10 protein-coding genes are annotated in these 10,977 nt (G+C 67.0%); 1 reads left to right on the plus strand and 9 read right to left on the minus strand.

Annotated elements, in window-relative coordinates:
- Positions 1 to 268: 268 nt before the first annotated feature.
- The 5 genes from trpD to ctaE form a co-directional block, all read right to left on the minus strand.
- Positions 269 to 1,333, minus strand: a complete 1,065-nt coding sequence (trpD, locus tag FPZ41_RS40660) for an anthranilate phosphoribosyltransferase (protein ID WP_152869150.1) — start codon at positions 1,331 to 1,333, stop codon at positions 269 to 271.
- 163 nt (positions 1,334 to 1,496) lie between these two features.
- Entirely contained in the window at positions 1,497 to 3,134 is a 1,638-nt protein-coding gene (gene qcrB / locus FPZ41_RS40665; protein ID WP_152869152.1) for a cytochrome bc1 complex cytochrome b subunit, read from the minus strand.
- Complete coding sequence (gene qcrA / locus FPZ41_RS40670) at positions 3,131 to 4,189, minus strand: cytochrome bc1 complex Rieske iron-sulfur subunit (protein WP_152869154.1); 1,059 nt, start codon at positions 4,187 to 4,189, stop codon at positions 3,131 to 3,133. The genes qcrB and qcrA overlap by 4 nt, the downstream gene beginning before the upstream one ends.
- A complete protein-coding gene (qcrC, locus tag FPZ41_RS40675) occupies positions 4,186 to 4,995 on the minus strand; it encodes a cytochrome bc1 complex diheme cytochrome c subunit (RefSeq protein WP_131571357.1) in 810 nt (269 codons plus the stop codon). Before qcrC ends, qcrA begins: the two co-directional genes overlap by 4 nt.
- A gap of 93 nt (positions 4,996 to 5,088) precedes the next feature.
- Complete coding sequence (ctaE, locus tag FPZ41_RS40680; protein WP_131571360.1) at positions 5,089 to 5,709, minus strand: aa3-type cytochrome oxidase subunit III; 621 nt, start codon at positions 5,707 to 5,709, stop codon at positions 5,089 to 5,091.
- 145 nt (positions 5,710 to 5,854) lie between these two features.
- Here ctaE and FPZ41_RS40685 point away from each other — a divergent pair, with 145 nt between their 5' ends.
- Positions 5,855 to 6,256 (plus strand): response regulator, encoded by a 402-nt coding sequence (locus FPZ41_RS40685; RefSeq protein ID WP_152869156.1) that lies wholly within the window; start codon positions 5,855 to 5,857, stop codon positions 6,254 to 6,256.
- Between the two features lie 51 nt (positions 6,257 to 6,307).
- On the opposite strand, the gene FPZ41_RS40690 is transcribed toward FPZ41_RS40685, so the two are convergent.
- The 4 genes from FPZ41_RS40690 to ctaC form a co-directional block, all read right to left on the minus strand.
- Positions 6,308 to 7,546 carry a L,D-transpeptidase gene (locus FPZ41_RS40690; RefSeq protein ID WP_152869158.1) on the minus strand — a complete coding sequence of 413 codons (1,239 nt, stop codon included), beginning with the start codon at positions 7,544 to 7,546 and terminating at the stop codon, positions 6,308 to 6,310.
- 130 nt (positions 7,547 to 7,676) lie between these two features.
- On the minus strand, positions 7,677 to 8,075 hold the full coding sequence (locus FPZ41_RS40695) for a cytochrome c oxidase subunit 4 (protein ID WP_322621359.1): 399 nt from the start codon (positions 8,073 to 8,075) through the stop codon (positions 7,677 to 7,679).
- A complete protein-coding gene (ctaD, locus tag FPZ41_RS40700; RefSeq protein ID WP_322621360.1) occupies positions 8,072 to 9,811 on the minus strand; it encodes an aa3-type cytochrome oxidase subunit I in 1,740 nt (579 codons plus the stop codon). Before ctaD ends, FPZ41_RS40695 begins: the two co-directional genes overlap by 4 nt.
- Complete coding sequence (gene ctaC, locus FPZ41_RS40705; RefSeq protein WP_407698886.1) at positions 9,808 to 10,800, minus strand: aa3-type cytochrome oxidase subunit II; 993 nt, start codon at positions 10,798 to 10,800, stop codon at positions 9,808 to 9,810. The genes ctaD and ctaC overlap by 4 nt, the downstream gene beginning before the upstream one ends.
- Positions 10,801 to 10,977 lie beyond the last annotated feature (177 nt).

Here is a 10,977-nt window from a genome sequence, read left to right on the forward strand (position 1 = left end):
GGTGGTTCATCGGCCTGAACGGCCTCGTCCTCGAACGCCGGACGGGCAGAATAGTCAGCCCCTCCGGCGTTCGAGGAGCGGGGGTCCGGGGGCCGGCCCCCGAAACCGGCGGCCGGGGCGGAGCCCCGAAGAGGGGGCAGGGCCGCAGCCCCGAAACCCGAGGGCCCGGGGTCCAAGGGGGCGGAGCCCCCTTGGACGGGGTTGAAGGGGCGGAGCCCCTGGGGATGGGACGGGTAGGGGCGGCGGGGGCGAGGAAAACCCTGGTTCGCTACGCGTTGCTCGCCGCGACCCACCGCTCCAGCACCCGCCGGGCCGCCCCCGAGTCGATCGACTCCGCGGCCCTGTCCATGGCCACGCGGATCTGGGCCGCGAGAGGACCGTCCCCCGGCTCCAACGCCACCAGCGCCGCAGCCGAGTTCAGCAGCACAGCGTCCCGTACCGGCCCGGTCTCACCGTTCAGCAGCCGCAGCGCAACGTCCGCGTTGTAGGACGCGTCACCGCCCCGCAGCGCCTCCACGGGGACCAGTTCGATGCCGACGTCCCGCGGATCGAAGGTCTCCTCCGTCACCTTGCCGTTCCGGACCACCCACACCCGGGACGTCGCCGTGGTCGTCAGCTCGTCCAGCCCGTCGTCGCCGCGGAACACCAGCGAGGAGTTGCCGCGCTCGGCGAAGACACCGGCGACGATCGGCGCCATGCGCGGATCGGCGACCCCGACCGCCTGCGCCCGCACCTTCGCGGGGTTGGTCAGCGGCCCGAGGACGTTGAACACCGTACGGATACCCAACTGCCCCCGCGCCGCGCCCACATGGCGCAGCGCCGGATGGAACTTGATCGCGAAGCAGAAGGTGATCCCGGCCTCTTCCGCCACCTCGGCCACCCGCTGCGGGGTCAGTTCGAGATTGACGCCGAGCTTCTCCAGGACGTCCGAGGCACCGGACGCGGAGGAGGCGGCACGGTTCCCATGCTTGACGACCTTCGCGCCCGTGCCGGCGATGACGATCGACGACATCGTGGAGATGTTCACCGTCTTCGCGCCGTCACCGCCCGTACCGACGATGTCGACGGTCTCACCCGGCACCTCGATCACGTTGGCGTGCTCGTACATCGTCCGTACCAGCCCGCCGATCTCCTCGACGGTCTCGCCCTTGGCCCGCAAGGCCACCACGAACCCGGCGATCTGCGCGTCCGTCGCCTCGCCGCGCATGATCAGGTCCATCGCCCAGGCGGTGTCGTCCGCCGTGAGGTTGCGGCCGTCCAGCAGTCCGTTCAGCAGTGCGGGCCATGAGCGGCCCGCCGCGGTGTCGCCTCCTGCGGGGGTCACAGCGCTCATCAGCCGCTCCTGGGTCATGGATCAATAGATCAGTCGTCCCGGACCGCGAGGCCACGGGACACGAGTCTCAACCCGTCCACCCTATCCAGCCCAGCAGCATCGCGAAGGGCCCCGTCCGTACAACGGACGGGGCCCTTCGGCTTGCGCGTGGCGAGCGCAGCGATCAGTGGTGGCCGTGGCCGCTCGTGATCTCCTTGTACTCCTCGACGGTCGGCTTCGGGATCTGGCTGTCCTCGTTGTAGTACGCCTTGCTGAGCTTGGCGCGCAGCTTCTCGGAAGCCTTGATCTTGCGCGTGACGCCGTTCTCGTCGACGGCCGGGCCGATCTGGGCCGGCTCGTACTGGTCGTGCGCGGTGAGCGTGTGCAGCTGCTCCTGGCTGAGCGGCTCGTGGACCTCGATGAACTCACCGTGCGGCAGGCGCTTGATGATGCCCGTCTCGCGGCCGTGCAGCACCTTGTCGCGGTCCCGGCGCTGGAGGCCGAGGCAGATGCGCTTGGTGATGACGAACGCGAGGACCGGGGCCACGAAGAACGCGATCCGCACGAACCAGGTGATGGCGTTGATCGACAGGTGGAAGTGGGTGGCCCAGAGGTCGTTTCCACCACCGATCAGCAGCACCATGTACCAGGTGATCCACGCGACACCGAAGGCCGTGCGGGTCGGCGCGTTGCGCGGGCGGTCCAGGATGTGGTGCTCACGCTTGTCGCCGGTGACCCAGGACTCGATGAAGGGGTAGACCGCGATCGCGACCAGCACCAGCGGGAAGATGATCAGCGGGATGAACACACCCAGGACGAGCGTGTGGCCCGCGAAGTTGACCTCCCAGCCCGGCATGACACGGATCAGGCCCTCGGAGAAGCCCATGTACCAGTCGGGCTGGGCGCCGGTGGACACCTGGTCCGCGCGGTACGGGCCGATACTCCAGATCGGGTTGATCGTGGCGATCGCCGAGATGACCGCGACCACACCGAAGACCAGGAAGAAGAAGCCTCCGGCCTTGGCCATGTAGACCGGCAGCAGCGGCATGCCGACGACGTTGTTGTTCGTCTTTCCGGGGCCCGCGAACTGCGTGTGCTTGTGGTAGAAGACCAGGATCAGGTGCGCCACCACGAGGCCGAGCATGATGCCCGGCAGCAGCAGGATGTGGACCGAGTAGAACCGGGCCACGAAGTCGCCGCCGGGGAACTCTCCGCCGAACAGGAAGAAGGAGAGGTACGTGCCGACGACCGGCACGGACAGGACCGCACCCTCCATGAAGCGGACACCGGTGCCGGAGAGCAGGTCGTCCGGAAGCGAGTACCCGGTGAAGCCGGTGAACATGCCCAGGACGAACAGCAGGAAGCCGAACAGCCAGTTGACCTCACGCGGCTTGCGGAACGCGCCGGTGAAGAACACGCGCATCATGTGCACGAACATGCCGGCGAGGAAGATCAGCGCCGCCCAGTGGTGGATCTGCCGGATCAGCAGACCGCCGCGCACGTCGAACGAGATGTGCATCGTCGAGTTGAACGCCTCGGACATCAGCTGCCCCTGCAGCGGGACGTACGAGCCGTGGTACGTGACCTCGTTCATCGACGGGTGGAAGAACAGCGTCAGGTAGACACCCGTGATGATGATGATCAGGAAGGTGTAGAGGCAGACCTCGCCCAGCATGAACGACCAGTGGTCGGGGAAGATCTTGCGCATGTTGGCCTTGGCCAGGGAGTAGATCCCCAGGCGGCCGTCGGCCCAGTCGGCGACCCGCTCGCCGGCGGGTGCCTTCCCGCGAGAGCGGGACTCGGAGGTTGTCGTAGTGCTCATCCGCGCTCCCAGAAGGCAGGCCCGACGGGCTCCTCGAAGTCGCCGAGCGCCTCGAGGTAACCCTCGTCGTTCACGCCGATGCGCAGCTGCGGCAGGGCGTGGCCGGCCGGGCCGAAGATCACCCGGCCGCCGTCGGACAGGTCGAAGGTGGACTGGTGGCAGGGGCAGAGGACGTGGTGCGTCTGCTGCTCGTACAGGGAGATCGGGCAACCGACGTGGGTGCAGATCTTCGAGTACGCCACGATGCCCTGGTAGGACCACTCAAGCTCTTGCTTGTCCTTGATGTTGTCCGGCTGGATGCGGACGATCATCGTCGCGGCCTTGGCGATCTCGGTCTGGAAGTCGTGGTCGTGCTCCTCCAGGCCCTCGGGCTTGACGAAGGTCAGCGAGCCGACCTGGATGTCGGAGGGACGCAGCGGCTCGTTCGTGTTCATGTTGACGAGCAGCTTGCCCTTGGACCAGATCGTGTGGCGCAGCTTGGTGCCGGGCAGCGGGCCGAGGTCGCGCAGGAGGATGACGCCGGAGAGCGGGAACAGGGCCAGCGCGCCGAACATCGTGTTGCGGATCAGCTTGCGGCGGCCGAGCGCGGATTCCTTGGCGCCCTGCTTGAAGTCGGCCATGACCTTGGCCTTGACCTCGGGCGTGGCCTCGATCGGGTGGCGCTCGTCGGCGATCTCCTCGTCCGACATCAGCGTGCGGGCCCAGTGGACCGCCCCGGCGCCGATGCAGAACAGGGCGATGCCCAGGCAAGTGCCCAGCGCGAAGTTCAGCGCGCTGATGTGCCCGATCGGCCAGACGTAGACCGACGTGTCGATGCCGATCGTCACGTACGAGGCGATGAAGCCGACGGTGGCCAGCATCGACACGGTGAACAGCAGGGCGACCGTGCGCTCGGAGCGCTTGGCGGCCTGCTCGTCGATGTCCTGGACGCGGTGCTCGTGGGGCGGCAGGCCGGGGTCGGCGAACGGGTTCTTCTCGTCCGCGACGGTCACCGCACCGGGCGCGTGCTCCTGCTCTGCGGGCAGGTTCTCTTCGGGATTGTCTTGGCTACTCATGACTTCTTGGCCTTTGCGGTCCGAGCGGCGACCCACACGGCGACGGCGATCAGCCCACCGAGACCGAAGACCCAGGCGAACAGGCCCTCGCTGACCGGACCGAGACCGCCGAGGCTGAGGCCACCGGGCTCCACGGTGTCGTCGCTGTTGACCGCGTCGAGGTACGCGATGATGTCCTTCTTGTTCTTCTCCGTCAGCGTGGTGTCGGGGAAGGACGGCATGTTCTGCGGGCCGGTCTGCATGGCCTCGTAGATGTGCTTCGGGCTGACACCCTCAAGAGTCGGCGCGTACTTGCCCTTGGACAGCGCACCACCCTTGCCGGTGAAGTTGTGGCACTGCGCGCAGTTGGTGCGGAAGAGTTCACCGCCCTTGGCGATGTCCGCGCCCTCGGGGCTGTACTCCTCCTTGGTCGGGATGGAGGGACCGGCACCGAACGAGGCGATGTAGGCCGCGAGCTGGTCGATCTCCGCCTGGGAGTAGATGACCTTCTTCCGCGGGACCTGTGCGCCCGGCTGCTGGGCCGGCATCCGGCCGGTGCCGACCTGGAAGTCGACGGCCGCGGCGCCCACGCCCACCAGGCTCGGCCCGTCGGAGGTGCCCTGACCGCCGGTGCCGTGGCAGCTGGCGCAGCCCACGGCATAGAGCTTCTTGCCCTCTTCGATGGCGAGGGACTGCGCGGACTCATCGGCCTGCGCCTTGTCCGCGGGCGCGAAGGCGGTGTACAGCCCCGCGCAGGCCGCCAACGCGATGAATAGGACGACGACCGCCGCCAGCGGATGGCGTCGTCGTGCGGAGAGCTTTTTCACGGATTACCCCGGTGTCAGGATCTTCTGCGTCGATGCTTCTGGCTGTGATCGGTTTGGCCGCGGCCGATGGGTCCGCCGCGGACGGCAGCCCGATTACTTGATCATGTAGATCGTGGCGAAAAGGCCGATCCAGACGACATCGACGAAGTGCCAGTAGTAGGACACGACGATGGCGGCGGTCGCCTGCTCATGGGTGAACCTCCGGGCCGCGTAGGTGCGGCCGAGGACCAGCAGGAAGGCGATGAGACCGCCCGTCACGTGCAGGCCGTGGAAGCCGGTGGTCAGGTAGAAGACCGAGCCGTAGGGGTCGGACGAGAGCGAGAGACCCTCTTCCTTGACCAGCTCGGTGTACTCGAAGATCTGACCGCCGATGAAGATCGCACCCATGATGAAGGTCACGATGAACCACATCCGGAGCTTCTTCACGTCCCCGCGCTCGGCGGCGAACACGCCGAGCTGGCAGGTGAGCGAGGAGAGCACCAGGATCGTGGTGTTCGTCGCCGAGAACGGGAAGTTCAGCGCGCTGGCCTTCTCGTGCCAGAAATCGGCTCCGGTCACCGAACGCAGGGTGAAGTACATCGCGAAGAGGGCCGCGAAGAACATCAGCTCGGAACTCAACCAGATGATGGTTCCGACGCTGGTGAGGTTCGGCCGGTTGACCGACGGGTGCGCGTGCCCGGTATCTACTGTCGTTGCTGTCGCCACGACCGACATTATGTCGGTCGCTTATCCCGCCCTCACTCCCGGGGGTGCTGTTCGGAGTGTCCGGGGTGTACGGACCGCTGTTGACGTGGTGTTCAAGGGAGTAGCATCCGCGCAACGGTGCTTGTCCGTACGACGCTGACGTCTCGGAGGAAGAATGCAGCCGACCGCCACGGTGCTGGTCTACAGCGACGACTCCAACACCCGCGAACAGGTGCGGCTGGCCGCCGGCCGCAGGCCTGCGGCGGACGTTCCCTTGGTCGAGTTCGTGGAGTGTGCCACTCCGGGTGCTGTGGTCAAGGAGCTGGACAAGGGCGGGATCGACGTCTGCGTCCTGGACGGGGAGGCCGTGCCCATGGGGGGCATGGGGGTGTGCCGTCAGATCAAGGACGAGATCTTCAACTGTCCTCCGGTGCTTCTGCTGATCGGGCGGCCTCAGGATGCGTGGCTGGCCACGTGGAGCCGGGCCGATGCGGCGGTGACCCTGCCGGTCGAGCCCGTGGAGTTCGCGGACGCGCTGGCTTCTCTGCTGCGGCGGCATGCCTTGAGCAGCGCCTGAGACCGCACGCGGAGTTCCCCGCGCCCCCCGGAAGGGGCGCGGGGACCCGGGTCAGACCGACTCGGGGCTCAGGCGGAGAGCCTGGTCAGGGTGCGGCGATGTGCCGGACACCAGGGCGCTGCCCTCGCGCCACTTGTCCCACGGCAGGTTCCAGTCGCCGAAGCCGTTGCCGAAGGGCGCCATCATCTCGCCGTTCGAGTTGACGACCTGGACGAGGTCTCCCTCGCGCACGGTGTCGTAGAACCACTGGGCGTTGGCGCTGCTCATGCCGGTGCAGCCGTGGCTGACGTTGGCGTAGCCCTGGGACCCGGTGGACCAGGGGGCGGCGTGGACGTACTCACCGCTCTTGGTGACCCTGACGGAGTTGTGGACGGTCAGGTCGTAGAACTCCGCGGCACCTATGCTGGCGCTGGTCATGCGCACGGTGCCTTCCTTGGCCAGGATGACCTTGACGCCGTTGCGGGTGTCCCAGCCGGGCTTACCCGTGGTTATCGGGATCTGCCTGATGGCCTCGCCGTTCTTGTAGACGGTCATCTGGTGCGTCGCGGAGTCCGTGACGGCGACGAGGCTGTCGCCCGTGGTGAGCTTCAGGGGCTTGGCGCTGCCGCCCCAGAGGCGGTCACCGACCTTGATGCCGTCCAGGTTGCTGTGCACCTGGATCGTGGCATTGCTGGGCCAGTACTCCTTGGGGCGGAAGTGGAGCTTCGTGTCGTCCACCCAGTACCAGGTGCCCTCGACGGAGGGCGCCGAGTCGACCTTCAGGGCGCGTTCCACGACGGCCCGTGAGGCACTGTCCTTGACGGGTGCGCTGAGCTCGGCGGTGACGGGCTGGCCGACGCCGTACGTACCTGTCTTGGGGCCGAAGGTGACGTTCAGCCGCTTCATGGTGGTGGGCTTGCCGGTGTTGAGGCTGAGGACCTTGCGGCCGACCTCTCCGTCGTCCTCGGTGCTCACCCGGACCGTGTAGTGGGCGTTGGCGGCGAGCGGGGAGGTGCTGTGCCAGCGCCTGCCGTCGGCGGAGAGTTCGCCCGCGACGTAGCGTCCCGTGGCGTCCACGGCCGTGACGTCGGTGATCCGCCCGTCGTCGTCGGCGGTGATCTCCAGGGGCTTGTCGGGGTCGGCCTTCTTGCCGTCGCCGGTGGGGGTGTTGAACGAGATCTGGTCCGCCGCGTCGTACGGATCGGCGGAGAGCGGGTGGCCACCCGAGGTGCAGGCGGCCATGGCTATGCCGAGGGTGAGTGCCGGCACTATGCGGCCGGCGACCGTGCGGGTTCGCGGTGAGTGGCTCATGCCCTCACGCTAGGAAGGGACCACCGGAGTGGCACGGCGGGTGGGCCGTTCGAGGGAATCCGGTGTGGCAGACGAGGGGGCCCGGACCCTCCTGGCGGAGTGTCCGGGCCCCCTCGGCGCTCAGCGCGTGTTACTGGTTCTGGTTCTCACCGCGGTAGTACTCGAAGACCCAGCCCCACAGGCCGATCAGGATGATCGGGGCCGAGAAGTACAGCAGCCACCAGCCGAAGACGACGCCCATGAAGGCGAGCGCGCCACCGATGCCGAGCGCGAGCGGCTGCCAGCTGTGCGGGCTGAAGAAGCCCAGCTCGCCCGCGTCGTCCGCGACGTCGGCCTCCTTGTTGTCCTGCGCGCCGACGTCGACCCGCCGGGCCGTGAAGGCCAGGTAGTAGCCGACCATGATGCACAGGCCGAAGGCGAGGAAGAGCGCCGTGGTGCCGGCCGGCTCCTTCGACCACACGCCATAGACGATCGCCATGGCGAGGACGAAGACGCTCAGCCAGATGAACATCTTGCCCTGGATCTTCACTTGCCGGCCTCCTTGCCGCTGCCCGCGAGCTCACCGGAAGCCGGGCCGCCCTGGCCGAGCTGCTCCAGCGCGGCGATCTCGGGGTGGTGCAGGTCGAACGCCGGGGATTCGCTGCGGATCCGCGGCAGGGTGAGGAAGTTGTGCCGCGGCGGCGGGCAGGAGGTCGCCCACTCCAGCGAACGGCCGTAACCCCACGGGTCGTCGACCTCGACCTTCTTGCCGTACTTGGCGGTCTTCCACACGTTGTAGAAGAACGGCAGGATCGACAGGCCGAGCACGAAGGAGCTGATCGTCGAGATCGTGTTCAGGGCGGTGAAGCCGTCGGCCGCCAGGTAGTCGGCGTAACGGCGCGGCATGCCCTCGGCGCCCAGCCAGTGCTGGACGAGGAAGGTGCCGTGGAATCCGACGAACAGCGTCCAGAACGTGATCTTGCCAAGGCGCTCGTCGAGCATCTTGCCGGTGAACTTCGGCCACCAGAAGTGGAAGCCGGAGAACATCGCGAAGACGACGGTGCCGAACACCACGTAGTGGAAGTGCGCCACCACGAAGTACGAGTCGGAGACGTGGAAGTCCATCGGAGGCGAGGCGAGGATGACACCGGTCAGACCACCGAAGGTGAAGGTGATCAGGAAGCCGGTCGCCCAGAGCATCGGTGTCTCGAAGGACAGCGAGCCCTTCCACATGGTGCCGATCCAGTTGAAGAACTTCACGCCGGTCGGGACGGCGATGAGGAACGTCATGAAGGAGAAGAACGGCAGCAGCACACCGCCGGTGACGTACATGTGGTGCGCCCACACCGTCACGGAGAGACCCGCGATGGCGATGGTGGCGCCGATCAGACCCATGTAGCCGAACATCGGCTTGCGGGAGAAGACCGGGATGACCTCACTGATGATGCCGAAGAACGGCAGCGCGATGATGTACACCTCTGGATGGCCGAAGAACCAGAAGAGGTGTTGCCACAGTAGGGCTCCGCCGTTGGACGCGTCGAAGACGTGGGCGCCGAACTTGCGGTCCGCCTCCAGCGCGAACAGTGCCGCCGCGAGGACGGGGAAGGCCAGCAGGACCAGGACCGCGGTCAGCAGCACGTTCCAGGTGAAGATCGGCATGCGGAACATCGTCATGCCGGGTGCGCGCATGCAGATGATGGTGGTGATGAAGTTGACCGCGCCGAGGATGGTGCCGAAGCCGGAGAGGGCCAGACCCATGATCCACATGTCGGCACCGATGCCCGGCGAGCGGACCGCGTCCGACAGCGGGGAGTAGGCGAACCAGCCGAAGTCGGCCGCGCCCTGCGGGGTGAGGAAGCCACCCACCGCGATGAGCGAGCCGAACAGGTACAGCCAGTAGGCGAACATGTTCAGCCGGGGGAAGGCCACGTCCGGCGCGCCGATCTGCAGCGGCATGATCCAGTTCGTGAAGCCCGCGAACAGCGGCGTCGCGAACATCAGCAGCATGATCGTGCCGTGCATCGTGAACGCCTGGTTGAACTGCTCGTTCGACATGATCTGCGTGCCCGGACGGGCCAGCTCGGCGCGCATGAAGAGCGCCATCACGCCACCGATGCAGAAGAACGCGAACGACGTCACCAGATACAGGGTGCCGATCGTCTTGTGGTCCGTCGTGGTCAGCCACTTCACCACGACGTTGCCGGGCTGCCTGCGCCGTACCGGCAGCTCGTTCTCGTACGAGCCCTCGGCGGTGGCGGCACCCTGAGGTTCGTTGAGGATGCTCACAGTTGGGTCGTCTCCCGGTTCTTCTCGTTGCTCGTCTGCTCGATACCGGAGGGGACGTAACCGGTCTGGCCCTTCTCCGCGAGCTCCTTGAGGTGCTGCTCATAGCGCTCGGGAGAGACGACCTTCACGTTGAAGAGCATCCGAGAGTGGTCGACGCCGCAGAGTTCGGCGCACTTGCCCAGGAAAGTGCCCTCGTCGTTGGGCGTGACCTGGAAGACATTGGTGTGGCCCGGGATGACGTCCTGCTTGAACAGGAACGGCACCACCCAGAAGGAGTGGATGACGTCCCGCGAGGTGAGGATGAAGCGGACCGTCTTGCCCTCGGGGAGCCAGAGGGTCGGGCCGGGGTTGTTGGTCTGCGGGTTCCGCTCACCGGGGGTACCGCAGGTGTAGACGCCGCCCGCGTTCTCCGGGAACTGGTTCTTCCACTTGTCCGGGATCGCGTCCAGGTTCTTGTCGGTCTTCGCGTTGCCGGTGGAGCCTTCGACGTTCGCGACGTAGTTGAAGCACCAGCTCCACTGGAAGCCGACCACGTTCACCGTGACGTCCGGCTTCTTCGAGGTGTCGAGGAGCTTCGTCTCGTCGCGGGCGGTGAAGTAGAACAGCACCGAGACGATGATCAGCGGAACGACCGTGTACAGCGCCTCGATGGGCATGTTGTACCGGGTCTGCGGGGGAACCTCGACCTTGGTACGGCTACGCCGGTGGAACATGGCGCTCCACAGGATCAGCCCCCACACCAGCACGCCGGTGGCGAGCGCGGCCGCCCACGAACCCTGCCACAGGGAGAGGATCCGCGGAGCCTCTTCCGTGACCGGGGTGGGCATACCAAGGCGGGGGAAGTCCTTGTATGTGCAACCGGTGGCGGTCGCCAGGACCAGGCCCGCGGTCAGTGCCTGCAGCAGCTTCCGCCGCATCGGGCGCCGCGGCATGGGGGTACCGCCCACGCCCTTCAGGCGGTGGGGGAGGTCGGAGCCGTTGGGACTCACGTAGCGCCTTCCCGAGAGTCTCGCCCGCGCTGTTGGCTGCGGCCTTCTCGCTGGTCGGTCGCCGCCCTGCGTCGGGCAGGGGTTTGATGTTTATGCGGACCAAACCCTACTGGACGCCGTCCGGCGGCTTGCGGGAGGGGTGGGCAACGCGTGGCGGTTCGCTCCGCGGGGTGAGCG

The sequence above is a fragment of the Streptomyces acidicola genome, from assembly GCF_009377235.1.
GTDB lineage: Bacteria > Actinomycetota > Actinomycetes > Streptomycetales > Streptomycetaceae > Streptomyces > Streptomyces acidicola.

Excerpts from the sequence above, each read along its gene's own strand:
- qcrA (WP_152869154.1), bottom strand. The coding sequence starts at position 4,189 with ATGAGTAGCCAAGACAATCCCGAAGAGAACCTGCCCGCAGAGCAGGAG.
- FPZ41_RS40690 (WP_152869158.1), bottom strand. The coding sequence starts at position 7,546 with ATGAGCCACTCACCGCGAACCCGCACGGTCGCCGGCCGCATAGTGCCG.
- FPZ41_RS40685 (WP_152869156.1), top strand. The coding sequence starts at position 5,855 with ATGCAGCCGACCGCCACGGTGCTGGTCTACAGCGACGACTCCAACACC.
- qcrB (WP_152869152.1), bottom strand. The coding sequence starts at position 3,134 with ATGAGCACTACGACAACCTCCGAGTCCCGCTCTCGCGGGAAGGCACCC.
- trpD (WP_152869150.1), bottom strand. The coding sequence starts at position 1,333 with ATGAGCGCTGTGACCCCCGCAGGAGGCGACACCGCGGCGGGCCGCTCA.
- ctaE (WP_131571360.1), bottom strand. The coding sequence starts at position 5,709 with ATGTCGGTCGTGGCGACAGCAACGACAGTAGATACCGGGCACGCGCAC.